This is a genomic window from Microbulbifer maximicatervae (SeqCode), from assembly GCF_052467385.1.
This window is the reverse complement of sequence record NZ_CP174311.1, coordinates 5,079,027-5,096,861: the sequence shown is the minus strand read 5'-3', so window position 1 is coordinate 5,096,861 and position 17,835 is coordinate 5,079,027. Positions and strand designations below refer to the sequence as shown.

The following is a 17,835-nucleotide window of genomic DNA, read 5'->3' as shown; positions in this document are numbered from 1 at the left end:
ATTCTGAGAAAAAGTGCCAGTGCTTTGCAGCGCTCCAAAAAATTACTCTGCAAATTTGGCAGTGTTTTTGGGGTTTCTTTACTCAAACATATCCGGCTGTTCTTTTGCAATTACATTGTAAAGAGGCTGAAAGCTAAATAATCCCGCCAGTTCAGTTCCCACAACCGCCCGGGTTCGTATTGCCACCTCTGGATCGATCAAAATAGGCTGCCCAGCTGCTTCCGCCAGTAATTGAGCCTGGCAGCTTTTTTCCATAGTGATATACCACCAGGCAGCTTCATCGACGGATTTACCCACCGTCAGTAAGCCGTGATTCTGCAATATCAGTGCTTTGTGGTTACCCAAGGCTTTAGCAAGGGCCGCACCTTCTCCCATTTCCAATACCACGCCGGAAAAAGTATCCAACAAACCGTGGTCCTGATAAAAGGCACAAGCATCCTGGGTAATGGGATCTAGAAGACGCCCGAGAGTAGACCAACTTTTCCCATAAAGGGAATGAGCGTGCGCAGCGGCTACCACATCCGGGCGGGTTTTATGGATGTGAGAATGAATAGTAAAAGCTGCGCCATTAAGGTAACCATCCCCCTCAACCACCTCTCCTTGATGATTGACCAGCAACAGTTGTGACATCGTCATCTGTTTAAAGGAAACCCCCATGGGGTTGACCCAAAAATGATCGTCATATTCCGGGTCACGGACAGTGATATGACCGGCTACGCCTTCATCAAAACCAAATTTTCCAAACAGCCGAAAAGCCGCCGTCAGCTTCCTCTTACGCTCTTCACGAACTTGTTCTGGCGGCTGGGTTGGCTCGCCGAGCAACATATTGATGTCGCCATTCATAACAGCAGCATCAATACCGGTTTTTGTTTTATTTTTTTCTGTCGTAGCCACCTAGCGGCCCTCTCATCTTTGGAAAATGCCGAGGCATGGTTATAGCATGACTTTTATTTTCTATGCGAGGATTAATAACTTAATAAAATGGTGACTGCATAATGCGGAAAAATATAAAAGTGACTTTGATGTCTTTTCTATCAGTTTATTTTCGCCCGGTAGAAATATAAGAAAAAATTTACTGCCAAATAATGAAAAATAAGTATCTTGCACTTAGTTTCTTTTATCGAATAATTAGGACTGCTTACTCAAAGTAAATTCCCACCCAGATGTCATAGATATGACTTTGAGTAGGAGAGAGTTTACTCTATCAAAAACCTTCCAGGACTATCTTTCCTTTTGCGGCCTGAGATTCAATAAGCTGATGCGCTTTTAGCAGGTTATTTGAATTTATTTTCCCAAAATTCTGCCCCATCGTGGTTTTAATTAATCCCTGATCAATTAATTCCGCAAGTTCATTCAACAGAACATGCTGGGCAGCCATATCCTCAGTAGTAAACAGCGCGCGAGTAAACATAAACTCCCAGTGAAGCGACACACTCTTCTGTTTCAGTGCCATAACATCCAAGGAGGCGGGGTCATCAATCAAGCCAAACTTTCCTTGAGGTTTGATACTTTTGATAATTTCCGCCAAGTGGTCTTCGGTATTGGTGAGGCTAACGACATAGTCAACGCCATCGATGCCCTCGCGACTTAACTGCTCGCTAAGAGACTGACGATGATTGATCACATGGTGGCTTCCAAGCTCTTCAAGCCAGCTTTTGGTTTCGGGACGGGAGGCAGTGCCGATGACAGTCAAATTGGTCAGACGGCGGGCCAACTGGACCATAATTGAACCCACGCCACCAGCGGCACCAATGATCAGCAGTGTCTTGTTGTTTGCCCCTTTACCCACCGCAACTTGCAGGCGGTCGAATAGCATTTCCCAAGCGGTAATCGCAGTGAGAGGCAGCGCCGCCGCCTCGGCACAGCCAACCGTCTTAGGAGCAGTACCAACGATTCTCTCATCCACCAGCTGGTACTGGGCATTGCTGCCGGAACGGGAGATATCGCCCGCATACCAAACCCGATCGCCAACCTTAAAGAGTCCCGCTTCCGGGCCTACCGCTTTCACTATGCCCACAGCATCCCAGCCAAGTACCTTCCACTGACCGGTATCCGGGCTGGCCCGCTGCCTCACTTTAGTATCTACCGGGTTAACTGAAACGGCCTGTACTTCTACCAGCAGATCCCGGCCGGAGACTTGCGGTATGGGGAGGGTTATATCCTGTAGCGCTTCTTTATCACTGCTTGGCAGAGACTGTTGATAACCGACGGCCTTCATCATCAGTTTTATCCTTTTCCAATGGGGTAACGGGTGTGAAGGTATCTTAAAAAGGAATATCCACAGGAGAAACTGCCTTCTCGCAGAAGCTGTTTCAATTATTTTTTTAAATTCCAGTAACTATGGATAACTCTATCCACAGTTATCCACAAAGCCAAACTAGGGCGAGGGGAAATGGCTATCTGTGGAAAACTTGAGAAGGAATTTACTCACCAGGGCATTAAATCTGTGTGGCGCTTCCAGAAACGGGAAATGGCTTCCTCCTTCCGCCACATCAAAGATCTCAAGCCTGGAACCCACAATTTGCTGGTGAATCCACTGCTGGCACTCTATTGGGTGTGGACTGGCACGACCGAAAGCCACTAGCGTCGGCTTATCAATCCTGGGGATAAAATCCCGCCAATCCTTTGTTACGTTATCCACAAAAAGCTTTGCAGCCCAGCGACGGGGACACTGCAGGTTAACCGCAACCAGCTCATCCCGTTGGGTTTTCCCCATTAAAGGCGTGACCATAGACATAAGAATTTGGCGGGTGGCCTCAGCACCTTTTTTTCCAACCAAGTTATCCACAAACTGGAAGAGGCTCTCCGGGGTCAGTATGCCTCCAGCGGCCAATCGCTCCGCTTCACTCCAGGCGGGATCTGCCAGTAGACAGGGGGGTTCATCAATTAGCACTAGTGCACTGACCCTATCCCCACCAAACATTTCCAGGTAGCTCCATATCACCGAGCAGCCGGCGGAGTGGCCGAGTAAATGAAGGGGTTCCTGTTGCAGACTTGAGATCAGCTCTTGCAAGTCCTTGGCGAGGCGGGAAATTCGATAGCCATGATTGGGCTTGTCAGACTGACCATGACCACGCATATCCAGCGCGATCACACGAAACTGATCGCTGAGCCCAGTGAGCTGATGTTTATACAACACCGCCCCCTGGGACCAGCCGTGTAGCATCAATAATATGGGGCCGCTGCCGGCCTCTAGATAGCGCAGGGTGACGCTATCAGAGGTAGTAAATTCACACAGCTTTACTCGCTTGTGCATAAACCTTTTGCGGCAGGTGAACAGTTATTCAACCGTGACTGATTTAGCCAGGTTTCTGGGTTGATCCACATCAGTACCTTTCAGCAACGCCACATGGTAACTCAATAGCTGCAGCGGCACGGTGTAGAGAATCGGCGCCAGACTCTCTGGGGAATCTGGAACTTCCACCACGGTAATACCTTCTTCACTGGTAAATCCGGCCTTGGGGCTGGCGAAAACAAACAGTTGCCCACCCCGTGCACGCACTTCCTGCAAATTGGATTTGAGTTTTTCCAGCAGCTCATCATTGGGGGCAACGACAACCACGGGCATATCGCCGTCCACCAGTGCCAGGGGGCCATGCTTCAATTCGCCGGCGGGATAGGCCTCCGCGTGGATATAGGAAATTTCCTTCAGCTTTAGAGCGCCCTCCAGAGCAATGGGGAATTCGACACCACGCCCCAAGAAAAGCGCGTGGTTCTTCTCTGCAAAGGCCTTGCTGGTGTTTTTAACCACCTTATCCAGACCGGTAAAACTCTCCATTAGCTCAGGTAACTGGTGCAAGGCGCTGACCAGCTCAGCTTCACGCTCCGCCGACAGGCCGTTGACCTTGGAGAGGGCGATACAGAACAGTTGTAATGCTACCAATTGGGTCGTAAAGGCCTTGGTCGAGGCCACACCAATCTCAGGGCCCGCCTCAGTCATTAGCGATAGCTCAGACTCTCGCACCAATGAGCTGTTGGGCACATTGCAGATGGTCATGGAGGCCAGGTAGCCCAGGTCCTTGCCCTGGCGCAGGGCGGCGAGGGTATCAGCCGTTTCCCCGGATTGGGAAATACTCACAAACAGGGTTCCCGGGCGCACCACTTTCTTGCGGTAGCGCAGTTCACTGGCCACTTCCACCGAGCAGGGAATACCGGCCCAGTCCTCCAGCCAATAGCGGGCTACCATTCCCGCATGGTAACTGGTGCCACAGGCTACTATCTGTACCTGCTGCACCTTGGGCAAAATCTCCTGGGCGCGGGCACCAAGGGCCTGGGCCAACACTGAGCGCTCACCGATACGGCCCGCCAGAGTGGCTGCGACCACCTGGGGCTGCTCGAAAATCTCTTTCTGCATAAAGTGGCGGTAGCGCCCTTTATCGGTAGCTTCATGACCGCCGGTCAACTTGTGCACCGGGCGACTGACTTCCTCTCCCAACTTGTCTCGAACTGCGATGCCACCGCGACGCACTTCCGCCACATCGCCCTCTTCGAGGAATATAAAGCGATCAGTCACCTGGCGCAGGGCCATAGGATCAGAGGCAATAAAGTTCTCTTCAATACCCACTCCAAGGACCAGCGGACTACCAGAGCGGGCACAGGCCAAAACTTCCGGCTCTTCATGACTAACCACCGCGAGGGCGTAGGCACCTTCCAGTATATGCGTGGCTTCAGTCACAGAGTCGACCAGGCTGCGGCCCTCAGAACTTAATGAGTGAATAAGGTGAACCACAACTTCAGTATCGGTTTCAGACTCAAACTCATAACCTTTTCCCTGAAGCTCTGAACGCAATTCCTGATGGTTTTCGATAATGCCGTTGTGAACCAGAGCGATATGGCCTGACAGATGGGGATGGGCATTTTCATCGGAGGGAACACCGTGAGTAGCCCAACGGGTATGGGCAATGCCAATATGGCCCTCGGCGCTTTCCTCACTTAATTTGGCTTCCAAATCTGCGACCTTGCCCAGGCTTTTGCGCAATTGCAGCTGGCCATCTCCACTGCTTAAGCAGACTCCGGCTGAGTCGTAACCGCGATACTCCAAACGGCGCAGCCCTTCCAGAAGAATCCCCGTCACATTGCGCTGTGCCAGCGCACCTACGATTCCGCACATAATTATTTCCTCATTAACCCGGGAGTCTCGCCGCCCATTAACATTTCAGGCTGAGCGCCTCTGCTCCTGTCTTCAGCGGCACAAATGAGCTGGATACCCAGCTGCTCCAGTTTTTGGCCCACGGCGTCCGCCAGGCCATCATCAGTTACCAAGATATCGACCTGCTCCCAGGACAATTCCAGATTGGGAATCCGCTTCCCCACTTTACTGGACTCCGCCAGTACAACCACTTCCCGCGCAACTTCCGCCATTACGCGGGAGAGGCCAATTTGTTCATTAAATGTACAGGTGCCGCGTTGCAAATCGATTCCATCGGCACCAATAAAAGCGCGATCGAAGTCGTATCCTCTCAGTACCTGTTCTGCAACCTGCCCCTGGAAGGCCTCAAAGTGTGGGTCCCAGGTGCCTCCGGTCATCAACAGCGTCGGTTCGTTTTCAAGTTCGCGCAGTGCATTGGCCACATGCAGCGAGTTAGTCATCACCACTAGGCCGCGCTTGCTTTCAAGCTCAGGAATCATTGCCGCCGTGGTGCGACCGTAATCGATCACAATTCGGTGGTGATCCGGTATCAGCTCAGCAGCGGCTCGACCAATGGCCCGCTTACTCCCAGAGGGCCCTTCTTCATTGACCAACTCCCTCGGCACCGGGATAGCACCACCGTGGCGGCGCAGCAACAAGCCGTGATTTTCCATTGCCGTCAGATCCTTTCGAATCGTAACTTCCGAAGTTCCGAACTGCCGCGCCAATTGCTCGACAGTGGTCTCTCCTACTTCATTTAGCAAGTGGAGAATACCGTGGCGGCGCTGTTGGGTGTTGCGTTTGGACATAGGCAGATAAGTTTCATTTCGAAACTTAAAGATAGCAAAACGAAACTAAAGTTCCCACAACTTTTATCAATAACCATTACTCAACTGATTAAATACCGGTATAGGACTCACTCAGGCTGTTAGAGGGACAAAGTTTCCAACATTGTCTGAAGAAAGCGCGCCAACTCTCCACCGGTAACGGCCCGGTGATCGGCACTGATAGAGAGAGGGAGTAAGGGGCGAAGTGCCGGCCATCGATTGACCACCACAACTCCCTGGCACACCCTCCCGGCACCGACAATGGCAACAGTGGGCGGCATGACTACTGGGGTGGCATAGCGACCGGCTATGGAGCCGAAGTTGGAGAGAAGTATGCTTGCCCCCTGAAGGTCTCGCTGGGCGATTCCGGTCTCGCGGGCCTGGTGCTTAAAGTCCGCCACCTGCTGGAGCAGATCTTCATCAGTACGCTGGGCGACATCCCTGAGTACCGGCACATAGAGTCCTCGTGGAGAATCCACTGCTAAGCCAATATTGATACTGCCCTGCGGCGCCAGCTTCTCATCCTGATACAGGGCATTGAGGGTAGGTTCCGCCTCACAAGCTTCCTGTACTGCACGAATCAATCTCAGCAGCGCCGGAGCACTACCCCACCAGTTGGAAATATCCGCATCGTCACACAGCGTTATCTGCTTTACCTCATCTCGCGCTCGGCTCATGGACAAACCCATTGCGCGACGTGCAGGCGTCATGACTTCGGACTCAGAATCGAATTGGGGTGCAACGGCTGTAGTTTGTACGGCAGAAGCGCGGACAGGTGATGGATGCTGCCCCTTCGCCACAGTTTTGGGCTTTGTTCCCGGCCCCACCGCAGTAAGTACCTGGGCTTCCGTTACCAGTGCACCCGCTGGTGATATTGACTGTAAATCTACCCCCAAACGCCTGGCCAGGGCCCGTACTCTCGGGGTGGCCAGGCGCTTTAAGCCCACCTCCGGCCCCCGCTCAGCCCCCAATACACCTTGCCCTTGCTCTATTTTTCCCACCACCGTACCGCTGTCGGCCCGAGGACTAGTCTCTTGTTCCGATTCTTCAGCTTGAGTGGGCGGGCTTTCATCTGCGACTTCTCCCTCGGCCATAAATCCCACCAGGGGATCGCCAACATTCACGGTCTCATCCACTGCCGCAAATAGCTTCTCAATAGTGCCGCCCCAAGGAGCCGGCACTTCCACCAAGGCCTTAGCGGTTTCCACTGTCACCAGAGTTTCATGGGCAGCTATGGTATCTCCCTCTCTGACATGCCACTCCCGCACTACCGCATCGGGCAGACCTTCACCGAGATCCGGAAGGGTAAAAGTCTTCATTGTGGCCCTCCGTTGGCGTAGTCCAGCACTTCCTGTACGGCCGACAAAATACGCGGCACTCCGGGTAGATACTCATCCTCCAGTTGATAGTAGGGCATCACTGTATCGAAACCGGTCACCCTCTGTACCGGTGCCTTTAAAAGATCGAAGGCATACTCATTAATCTGTGCGATCACCTCGGCACCCAGGCCACAGAACCTGGCCGCCTCGTGCACAACGACACAGCACCCGGTTTTCTCCAGGGAGTCTATTACCGTGTGGATATCCAGGGGTTTCAGGGTGGCCGGGTCGATAACCTCAGCCTCTACCCCTTCCTCTGCGAGCTGCTCTGCGGCTTGCAGGGTCTCTTTGAGGGAAGCGCCCCAAGCGATAAGCGTTATATCGCGGCCCTCCCGCAACACAAAGGCGCGATCCAGTGGCAGAGCCTCGCCAGTGTCGGGCACTTCCTGGCGAACGGCTCGGTAAATACGTTTGGGCTCCAGGAAAATGACCGGGTCCGGGTCTCTAATTGCCGCCAATAGTAAACCGTAAGCCCGTGCAGGAGAGGAGGGCACCACAAGGCGCAGACCTGGAATATGGGCGAACAGGGCCTCAGTGCTCTCGGAGTGATGCTCCGGTGCATGGATTCCACCTCCATAGGGGGCCCGATAGACAATCGGACAGGAGAGGCGGCCGCGAGTGCGATTGCGATAGCGCGAGGCGTGGCTGAGGATCTGATCGAGACCGGGATAGATAAAACCCATAAACTGGAATTCAGCCACCGGTCGCAGGCCCTGCACCGCCATACCGACAGCCATTCCGGCAATCATGGTCTCGGCCAGGGGGGTATCCATCACCCGGTCCCGGCCAAACCTGGCCTGTAACCCCTCGGTTGAGCGAAATACGCCACCGTTCAGACCAACATCTTCACCAAATAGAACCACCATCGGGTCTGCTTGCATCTCGTAAGCCAGAGCCTGGGTGACAGCCTCGACCAAAGTTATCTCAGCCATTAGCTATCTCCCTGCAACTGTTGATACTGCTCCAGAAAAGGCTCCGGCAACTTTGCATAGAGGTGGTCGAATATTGCTGTGGCGGCATCTCTGGGGGTTTCCCGGTAGATGTGGACCGCTCTCTCCAGCTTCTGTGTCAGCTCCCGTTGCATCTCTTCTTCCTGCGCATCATCCCAGGCACCGCAGTTTTCCAGGTAGGATCGCAGGCGCCGCAAAGGCTCTCGGGACCAGGCTTCACTGACATCTTTTTTGGGCTGGTAGCGACTGGCATCATCGGCGGTGGTGTGGTCACACAGGCGATAGCTAATCGCCTCGATCAGAGCTGGGCCAGCACCACTGCGCGCCCGCTCCACGGCATCACCCACCGCCTCACGAACGGCAATCACATCGTTGCCGTCTACCTGCAAGCCGGGTATGCCGGCGGCAATAGCCTTCTGTGCCAGAGTCTTACAGGCAGTTTGCTCATCTCGCGGTAGGGAAATGGCCCATTGATTGTTGTTGATAACGATCACTAGAGGCAGGTGCCAGTCCCCAGCCAGGTTTATCGCCTCGTAAAAGTCTCCCCGCGAAGTAGATCCATCGCCGCCGGTCGAAACAGCGACGCGCATGGGTTCACCGAAATGCTCATGTTTATATTTCAGGGCAAAGGCTACACCGGCACCGTGCAACATCTGGGTGGCTATAGGCACACTCAAGGGCAAATCTTCGCGGCTATGGCGAAAGTTCTGCCCCCGCTCATCGCCCCCCCAGATTGCGTAGATCTCCTCGATAGTAACGCCCCGCTCCAGAAGAGCGCCTGTCTCCCGGTAATTGGGGCAGTAGATATCCTCTTTGGCCATGGCGGCTGCGAGACCAACACCAATAGCTTCCTGGCCGAGGCTGGAGGGATAGGTGCCAAGTTGACCGGTACGCTGCATTTTTACCGCGCGATCATCCACCATACGAGCCAACGTCATCTGGCGGTAGTAAGCAATCAGGGTATCCGGGGTGGCAAATTCCGGTAGGGCTTGGGTCGTCTGTCCCTGTTCATCCAAATATTGCAGCGAAGCAATATCAAAACTGGCAAGCAGCTGTAATCTGGGCTTGTGCATCGGGCCATTCCTTTTGTTCCCGAAGCGCAAGTTTAATGGATAGGGTGGCTATCAACAGGCGTGGAGAGGGAAGGCCCGCCGGAATTATAGTTTCCGAGGGGCAATCCAATTACGGTAAGGGTTATTTAGCTTTTCTTGGTCGGACGCTGCCAGCCGTTAATATTGCGCTGCTTGCTACGCGCTACCGCCAACTCTTTGCTCCCCACAGCCTGGGTAATGGTGGAGCCAGCACCCACTGTGGCTCCGGCGCCCACAGTTACTGGGGCTACCAGAGCTGTGTTAGAACCTATAAAGGCATTGTCGCCGATCTCGGTCAGGGACTTGTTCACACCGTCGTAATTACAGGTAATGGTGCCAGCACCGATATTGACCGCTTCGCCCACCAGGGCATCACCGACATAAGAGAGATGATTAACCTTACTGCCCTCACCAATTTTGGCTTTTTTGGTTTCGACAAAGTTACCCACCTTGGCACCAGTGGCCAGCTCTGTGCCCGGACGCAAACGTGCAAAGGGACCAATAGTGCAAGCCTCACCAATCTCAGCGCCTTCGATAATGGAATTGGCCTCTACCTTGGTGCCATCTGCCAGGCGACAGTTTTTTAGCAGGCAATTAGGTCCAATTTGTACCCCCTTACCCAGTGAAACTGTCCCTTCGAAAATGCAGTTAATATCGATAGAGACATCGGTATCGCACTCCAGGCTGCCGCGAACATCTATACGCATGGGGTCCAATAAAGTCACCCCCGCATTCATAAGACTGGTCGCATGGTTATGCTGCAAAGCGCGCTCCATCTGTGCCTGCTGCGCACGGCTATTTACTCCCGCCACTTCCAGCGGATCACTGGCAATTACTCCCGTTACAGGAATCCCCTCACTGACCGAACGACCGATAATATCGGTCAGGTAGTATTCACCTTGAGCATTGTCACAGGACAACTCCGGTAACCAGCGAGCCAACAGTGCTCCAGGAGTCGCCAAAATGCCGGTATTGACCTCACGGATAGCCAGGGTATCCGCATCGGCATCCTTTTCCTCAACGATCGACTGCACACAGCCGCTGTTATCCCTCACAATACGCCCGTAACCGGCGGGATTGGCCATTTCAACTGACAGCAGGGCAGGTCCGTGATCCGCTGCCGATAGCAGTGATTGCAAACTGCCGGCCCTGACCAGAGGCACATCACCATAGAGCACCAAAACGGTGGCTCCTTCGCGGAAATAGGGCACCGCCTGGGCCACGGCATGCCCGGTACCCAATTGCTGTTCCTGCTCCACAAACCTGACACCACGATCAGCAAAGCGGTCACGTATCAGGTCTGCGCCATGCCCGATTACCACGGTAATCTGTACCTCTCCCAACAACATGGCGGTATCAATTACCCGCTCAAGCATGGGAATACCGCCAATAGGATGCAGCACTTTAGGCAGGTCAGAGTGCATGCGGGTGCCTTTTCCAGCGGCCAAAATCACAACATCGATAGTCATAACGGGTCGATATTCCAATCGTCTACAAAATTTGAGTGCATTGTGGCCACTAGACCCGGTTTACTCAAGCGAACAACAGTTCGCCCCGGGGCCCTGGTATTCAACGCATTAAGATTGCTGCGCCGCTTTGATCCCGGTAATTTACCCCCTGTGAAATCAACCGGTTACTCAACCCAACAAAACAAATATAGCCGCCAAACACAGAATCGGGCGGAGGGATATTTCAATGAACACCACCAAGCAGAACAAGCCGCGCCACCATTTGTTGGCTCTGGCTGTCCTGGCACTGACCCTGCCGATGGGTGCTGCGGCAGAAGCCGAAAGCGCTCTCGAAGCTACCAAAGAAAAGGAAGTAGAAAAGGCGGAAGCCCAATCCTGGGATATCAACAAGCCACCCTACGAATTCAAACCGATCCAGTTGGACACCCGCGAGACCACCTGGAGCAACCTGGATATCAGCCCAGATGGCAAAACCATCCTGTTCGATATGCTCGGCGATATCTACACAGTGCCGGTAGCAGGCGGCGAGGCGGTAGCCCTGACCAATGAAATCGCCTGGAATATGCAGCCGCGCTTCAGCCCGGATGGCAAGACCATCGTGTTTATCAGCGACCGTGACGGCGCCGACAACATCTGGTTGATGGATCGCAATGGCGACAACCTTCGCCAGCTCACGACAGAAAAGGAAAACTTGCTGCACTCGCCCAACTGGAGCCCCGATGGCCAGTACCTGGTAGCGCGTAAAGGCTTTATGTCTGGCCGCAGTATCCCCGCCGGTGAAATCTGGATGTACCACTACGGTGGGGGTGAAGGTCGCCAACTGAAAGAGCGCATCGGTGGCGATATCGCCCAGAAAAATATTGCCGATCCAGCTTTCTCTCCAGATGGACGCTATGTCTATTACTCCATCGATACCACCCCCGGCACCGTGTGGAAGTACAACAAAAACTCCACCCAGGAAATTTTTGCCATCAACCGCTATGACCTCCAGGATGGTGAAGAGGAGACCTTTGTCTCCGGTCCCGGTGGCGCAGTGGCACCTGTACCATCCCCGGATGGCAGTAAACTGGCCTTTATTCGCCGCCAGGACAACCAGACCTCCCTGTTCCTGAAAGATTTGGACACAGGACTGGAAACTCCGGTTTACTCCGGCCTCGAACGCGACCTGCAGGAAATCTTTGGGCCCCATGGCAACTACGTTCAATACGACTGGATGCCCGATGGTGAGTCATTGGTCGTTTGGACTGGCGGTAAATTCCTGCGCATCTCCATCAACGGCGACAGCGTCGCACCGATTGCGGCCCATGTGAAAGTTGAGAAACAGGTAGCGGATGCGGTGCGCTTCCCGGTAGACGTAGCGCCGGAAACCTTCGATGTGAAGATGATTCGCTGGGCGCAGAAATCCCCCAACGGCAAGCAGGTCGCTTTCCAGGCATTGGGCAAGATTTATATTCAGGATGTCGCCAGTGGTGAGCGTCGTCGTCTGACCCGCCAGGACGACCACTTTGAGTTCTATCCCAGCTGGTCCCGCGATGGTCGCGAGATCACCTATGTCTCTTGGGACGACCAAAACCTGGGCCATGTGAGGGTAGTTTCCGCTCGCAACGGTCGCGGTAAAAACATCACCAAGCAGCCGGGCCTGTACGTTGAACCAAGCTTTTCTCCAAGTGGTGACGCTGTGGCCTACCGTCGCTTTACCGGCGGCTATCTGCTCAGCCCCGAGTACTCCCTGGAACCGGGCATTTACCTGGCAGACGCCGACGGCGACTGGCAACGCCGGGTCGTAAAGTCTGGCTATGAGCCTCATTTCGGCGCCAGCGAAGATCGTATCTACTTCTCCGAGTACCAAAACGCTGACGGCGGCAAGCGCGTGCTGAAGAGCACCAACCTGGAAGGCAAGGATGAGCGCGAGCACCTGCACGGCGCTGAGATTACTTCCTTCCGCCTGTCTCCGGACGGCAAGTGGGTTGCCTTCACCCAGGACTTCAAAGCCTTTGTCGCGCCCTTTATGCATACCGGCAAATCCGAGGTTATCGGCCCCGATAGCAAAGCAGTCAAAGTCACCCAGGTATCCAAGCGCGCCGGTGAAAACCTGCATTGGTCTGCCGATAGCGATACTTTGGGCTGGGCACACGGCCCCAAACTGTTCGAGCGTGAACTGAAGGATGCCTTCGAATTTGTCGCCGGCGCTCCGGAGGAACTGCCAGAGCCAGTTTCTGAAGGCATCGACCTGAGCTTTGAACAGTCCTTCGACAATCGCGCAGGTCTCGTTGCCCTCACCGGCGGCAAGGTTGTCACTATGCGCGATGCGGAAAACACCCGTGAAATTATCGACAATGGTGTGGTTCTGTTCCGGGGCAACCGCATTGTCGCCGTGGGACCCGCAGCGGAAGTGGAGATTCCCACGGAAGCGAAGCGTATCGATATCACCGGCAAAACCGTTTTACCGGGGCTTATTGACGCTCATGCCCACGGTGCTCAGGGTCGCGAAGAAATTATCCCGCAGCAGAACTGGAACCTGTTCTCCAGCCTGGCATTTGGAGTGACTACTATTCACGACCCCTCCAATGACAGCAGCGAGATCTTCTCCGCCGCTGAAATGCAAAAGGCCGGCCTGATTACTGGGCCGCGTATTTTCTCCACCGGCACCATCCTCTATGGCGCCAAAGGTCCAGGCTACAAAGCCAAGATCAACTCCCTGGAGGACGCTCAGTTCCACGTGAACCGCCTCAAGGAAATGGGCGCCATCTCGGTGAAGAGCTACAACCAGCCCCGCCGCGACCAGCGCCAGCAAGTGCTGCAGGCAGCCCGCGAAGCCGGCATTATGGTAGTGCCCGAGGGCGGCGGTAAGTACCAGCACAATATGAACATGATTGTGGACGGGCACACCGGTATCGAGCACTCACTGCCGATCGCCAATGTCTACGGCGATGTGGAGCAGCTGTGGAGCCAAACCCAAGTGGGTTATACACCGACCTTCGTCGTGGCCTACGGCGGTCTCTGGGGTGAGGAGTACTGGTATGACCGCACGGAGGTATGGAAGAACGAGCGCCTGACCCGCTTTACCCCCGATTTTATCGTTAACCCCCGCTCTATCCGTCGCCCCACTGCGCCGGATGCCCACTACAACCACTTTAATGTGGCCCGTCAGGCCAAGCAGCTGCGCGACGAAGGTGTCACCGTACATATCGGCGCCCACGGCCAGCGCGAAGGGCTTGGAGCCCACTGGGAAATGTGGATGATGGAGCAGGGCGGCTTTACTCCCTGGGAAGCCTTCCGCGCCGGTACCATCGATGGTGCCCGCTACCTGGGTATGGACGGTGATATCGGCAGCATTGAGGCTGGTAAGCTGGCTGACCTGATCGTGGTTGACGGCAACCCCTTGGATAACCTGCGCCTGTCAGAGAACATTACCTACACGGTAATTAATGGCCGTGTGTTTGAGGCGGAAACCATGAACGAAGTAGGGGCTGGCGAACGCTTGGCATTCTTCCACGAACGCCTGCCTATCAGTGCTATGCCCGCTCCTACGGCGGAAGCGGTACAGGAGAAGATGGAACGACACCACTGGGTACACTAACCTCAGGCACAAACTGAGATGCAAACAAAAGGCCGGGGACAAACCTCCCCGGCCTTTTTTGTATAAAGCCCTACCTGGTCCGGCGACGTCCTCCCAGCTTATGCCAGAGAATGGCGCGATAGATTGCGACAGGCAGTCTAAAGATTCCCGTAACCAGCCACCAAAATGACTCATAGATGGCAATCGTCTGATCCACTAATGGATGATCCTGGTCGAGCCTTTCTGGATAGTGATCGTGTCGCAATATGCCCCGATGAAACAGAAATCTGCGTAAAGGCCGGCTCAGTCGCCAACTAAAAGACTTGGTTATACGGTTTAAGTTATCGGCGAGAAAGCTCTCCGAGGCTATCTTTTGCTGTGTGAGCAGTTCGAAATAGTGGCTTTTGGACTTATTTTCATTCTGCCAATCAGTATCAAAATCCATCTTTGTTAGCCAATCGCTTTCCCCGAATCCATCTATCTTGCGCAGATCCGATGTGTATTGCGGGATAGTTATCTGATTTTTAATGATGGCCTTGGAAATGCGATATACATCAGCATTCATCCGGTCAGGGTTCTGCAATTCCCGACTAAGCCTTTGCTGAAAGCCGGACCGGAATTTGAAATGGAGAAGATGAGCGCAATTTTTACTGAGAGGAACCGGCGTACATGAGTGGGTTGAACGTAAATATTGAAAACCCGTCCGCCAATAAACCAACGGAATTTTATAAGATTTAACAAAATAATCAGAAATGCCAGATATTTGCGCTCTGGCTTTGGAGCGAATTTCAAAAAAAGGAAAAGCTAATATGCTTTTTTTCTTAAAGTTTTTATAAGATACATAGTTAGGCGTTGATTCCATTAACTCAGAAAGATTTCTTATGTCATATGTATTCCCTTGAAGGTTGTCACTAAAGAAATCTATTAGTGGAGTATATAGAGCAAAAGCTAATTCACTCTGCATAAGTTGAGTCGTAACCTTCAGTGAAGCTTTACCTAAAATTTCAGGTAACCAGAGAAATTCATCAGCATCTACCACAAGAGTCCATTTTCCCTGACAGTAGTCCCGGGCAACTCTGTTAACCCAATCTACACCTGCGTTTGCCTGGGGGTAGCCACAATCAACTTCGTATAGCTGGACATCATTCTGCTTCAGTAGATAGCTTACCGAGTTATCGCTACTTCCCGTATCCACCAGGTGGAAACATGTCACACCTAAAGACCGGTAGTGGTCGAGAAAAGCCGGGAGAATATCCAATTCATCACGGAAGATACAAATAAGGGGGAAGCGTGTTTCACTAGCACTTTCAATGTACTTAACTACTTTCAAACTTTCACCCTAGCGAATTTACGCAGCTTTCGAATCGTTCGCTTTAAAAACCCTGGCTTATATTTTTCCCCTTTATTTTTTTTGGCATCTTTTTGCTGTTTTCTTAGTAGTAGAAGGCTTTTCTCTTCCGAGTCGAGCCCTTCAAGGTAAGGACTTATTTGCCTGAAATCCCCTTCTTCTTGAAGGTGATTTCTGGATTTCATAGAGTTGTCACCGGTGCGATAGTAATATAAAGGATCAGGATAATAGGATACATTTTCCTTTGCTAAAATTAGCTTGCTATAGAATTCAATATCATCCTTACCTGTTCTATATCTCTCTGTATAACCTCCGTGATCTCTAAACTTAGAAGCTTTTATCAGACACGTCGCATCACCGACTATATTTACTTTCGTTGCCCAAGCTCTAGCTGGCCCCATAAAACGAATTTGAGTTCCGAGCTTACCTTCTGGAGTATTAGGTGCCCCCTTGCCGCTGAATCGGATAGAGCTACAAGTCAGGCAATCAATATCTGCAAAAGTTGCCGCGCTTACCAACTTATCTACCATTTCCGGCATCATGACATTGTCATCGTCAAAAAAAAGTAGATAATCTCCACTTGCATTTTGTGCTGCAGTATTTCTAGCAGCCCCTACATATCGGTTTTCCTGGTATACAAACTGCCATCCATTCTTCTGATAGTGACTTTCTATAATTTCCAGCGCGTGTAGCGCTTCTTGTGAATGGCTACCATCATCAACCACAATAACTTCTATGTTCTTATAAGTCTGATCTTTAATGCTTTTTAACGCTTGATAGAGAAAGTCTGGACGCTCAAAATGAGTTACGCATATAGAAACCAAGGGATCATGTCTATTGGAAGATCGGGCGTTTTTAATAATTGAATGCTCTTGGCCATGCCATTTATTCCATACATCTAACGACTTCTTAAGCCTCTGGTGTTTTATACCCGGCGCAGGCAGTTTCTTTGCATGTAATTCTAACTTTCTCGCTAAAGCAATATGATTTGGCTTAAAGAGGATTTTTTTTCCATTTTCGTCATCAAGTAACTCTCGAGTACCACCAGTATCAGCAGCAATAAATGGTACTTTAGTTGCAAGGCATTCGTAGACAGAAATCGGGGAATTCTCTAACAAAGCTGGGATCACAGCCAAACGTCCTTCTCCACTCAAATACTCTACAGCCTGTATAGCATTACAATCACTTATAAATGAGACTTCTGTACTCCAATGCTTCTGGTTTTCCTCTATGAATTTTCGCGCATCAAATCGATAAGAGTGTCCTCCCAAAAAAGTAATCGATGGTAATCTAACCCCTCTTTTAGCAAGAGTGTTTAATGCATTCACAAAAAGAATAATCCCCTTACGAGGTTCAAGACGCCCGAAAAACACCCATTCTTTTGTCTCTAAGTTACTATTTTTTATGGCTTCATTATCAGGTAATAGATCGTCCAAAAATACATTTGGCCAATAGTAACTGCGCTCAGGCAGGCGGTATTTATTATTTTTCATCCAGCAGACTAAATGCTGACTCCCACAGATCAGAGTATCTGCCATCTCAGCACTTCTACGCTCCATAAATACCCACCCCAATTGCCGTTCCTCTTTAAGGAATTGTTGATTACCTTCGGCAGACCAGAGTGTTGGGGAAGAACCTTTAACAGCAAAATGTATATCTTGGAATGCAATACCAAGACTCTTGGCAAGTAATGCTATATAACCCATTCCACGCCATTCTGAAACATGGACAATATCAAAGCGATCATTTCTCTTGAGCCACTCATAGGCTGCATAGGGCATTGCCATAGTGCGAGCCATTGTCGTTTTAGCTAGTGCCTGCGGTGCAACACCATGAAATTCAACATTAAGTTTTGCAAAAAAAATTTTTGTGATTTTCATTTTCACAGGATTTTTTGCTAGACCATTAACGAAACAGATGGTGACTTTGTGACCAGATCTCTGTAGAAAAACAGCCAAATGAAAGTAAGCCGTTCCAATGCCACCATTTTTTATTGGACCAAACATATCCTCCGTTAGGATGCATATACGTTTAGGTTTCTGAACAGCTTCAAGGCGTAAATCCTCGTGAAGCTCTTTCATTAT

12 protein-coding genes are annotated in these 17,835 nt (G+C 51.8%); 1 reads left to right on the top strand and 11 read right to left on the bottom strand.

Translation table 11 applies throughout. The features are described 5' to 3' along the window. Nucleotides 1-78: 78 nt before the first annotated feature. The 9 genes from ACJJIR_RS21840 to glmU all read right to left on the bottom strand — a co-directional run bounded on the left by ACJJIR_RS21840 (nt 79) and on the right by glmU (nt 10,844). Nucleotides 79-894, bottom strand: a complete 816-nt coding sequence (locus tag ACJJIR_RS21840) for a class II aldolase/adducin family protein (protein WP_413663852.1) — start codon at nt 892-894, stop codon at nt 79-81. 310 nt (nt 895-1,204) lie between these two features. After that, entirely contained in the window at nt 1,205-2,221 is a 1,017-nt protein-coding gene (locus ACJJIR_RS21835) for a zinc-binding alcohol dehydrogenase family protein (protein WP_444906823.1), read from the bottom strand. A 156-nt stretch (nt 2,222-2,377) separates the two neighbouring features. Beyond that, nucleotides 2,378-3,256: an alpha/beta fold hydrolase gene (locus ACJJIR_RS21830; RefSeq protein ID WP_444906822.1), complete on the bottom strand. Its 879-nt coding sequence runs from the start codon at nt 3,254-3,256 to the stop codon at nt 2,378-2,380. A 24-nt stretch (nt 3,257-3,280) separates the two neighbouring features. Continuing rightward, the gene (gene glmS, locus ACJJIR_RS21825; protein ID WP_444906821.1) at nt 3,281-5,110 is read right to left on the bottom strand and encodes a glutamine--fructose-6-phosphate transaminase (isomerizing); all 1,830 of its coding nucleotides are present in this window, start codon (nt 5,108-5,110) and stop codon (nt 3,281-3,283) included. Nucleotides 5,111-5,112: 2 nt separating this feature from the next. After that, nucleotides 5,113-5,937 (bottom strand): DeoR/GlpR family DNA-binding transcription regulator, encoded by an 825-nt coding sequence (locus tag ACJJIR_RS21820; protein WP_444906820.1) that lies wholly within the window; start codon nt 5,935-5,937, stop codon nt 5,113-5,115. 119 nt (nt 5,938-6,056) lie between these two features. Beyond that, a complete protein-coding gene (locus ACJJIR_RS21815) occupies nt 6,057-7,274 on the bottom strand; it encodes a dihydrolipoamide acetyltransferase family protein (protein WP_444906819.1) in 1,218 nt (405 codons plus the stop codon). Beyond that, the gene (locus ACJJIR_RS21810; protein ID WP_444906818.1) at nt 7,271-8,266 is read right to left on the bottom strand and encodes an alpha-ketoacid dehydrogenase subunit beta; all 996 of its coding nucleotides are present in this window, start codon (nt 8,264-8,266) and stop codon (nt 7,271-7,273) included. The genes ACJJIR_RS21815 and ACJJIR_RS21810 overlap by 4 nt, the downstream gene beginning before the upstream one ends. Beyond that, nucleotides 8,266-9,357, bottom strand: a complete 1,092-nt coding sequence (gene pdhA, locus ACJJIR_RS21805; protein ID WP_444906817.1) for a pyruvate dehydrogenase (acetyl-transferring) E1 component subunit alpha — start codon at nt 9,355-9,357, stop codon at nt 8,266-8,268. Before pdhA ends, ACJJIR_RS21810 begins: the two co-directional genes overlap by 1 nt. A 125-nt stretch (nt 9,358-9,482) precedes the next feature. After that, nucleotides 9,483-10,844, bottom strand: a complete 1,362-nt coding sequence (glmU, locus tag ACJJIR_RS21800; protein WP_413663859.1) for a bifunctional UDP-N-acetylglucosamine diphosphorylase/glucosamine-1-phosphate N-acetyltransferase GlmU — start codon at nt 10,842-10,844, stop codon at nt 9,483-9,485. A gap of 226 nt (nt 10,845-11,070) precedes the next feature. On the opposite strand from glmU, the gene ACJJIR_RS21795 reads away from it, so the two are divergent. Next, nucleotides 11,071-14,424 carry an amidohydrolase family protein gene (locus tag ACJJIR_RS21795; protein WP_444906816.1) on the top strand — a complete coding sequence of 1,118 codons (3,354 nt, stop codon included), beginning with the start codon at nt 11,071-11,073 and terminating at the stop codon, nt 14,422-14,424. Nucleotides 14,425-14,494: 70 nt separating this feature from the next. Here the strand turns inward: ACJJIR_RS21795 and ACJJIR_RS21790 are convergent, their stop codons facing one another. Further along, nucleotides 14,495-15,733: a glycosyltransferase family 2 protein gene (locus tag ACJJIR_RS21790; RefSeq protein WP_444906815.1), complete on the bottom strand. Its 1,239-nt coding sequence runs from the start codon at nt 15,731-15,733 to the stop codon at nt 14,495-14,497. Beyond that, a complete protein-coding gene (locus ACJJIR_RS21785; RefSeq protein ID WP_444906814.1) occupies nt 15,730-17,832 on the bottom strand; it encodes a glycosyltransferase in 2,103 nt (700 codons plus the stop codon). The genes ACJJIR_RS21790 and ACJJIR_RS21785 overlap by 4 nt, the downstream gene beginning before the upstream one ends. Nucleotides 17,833-17,835: the final 3 nt, after the last annotated feature.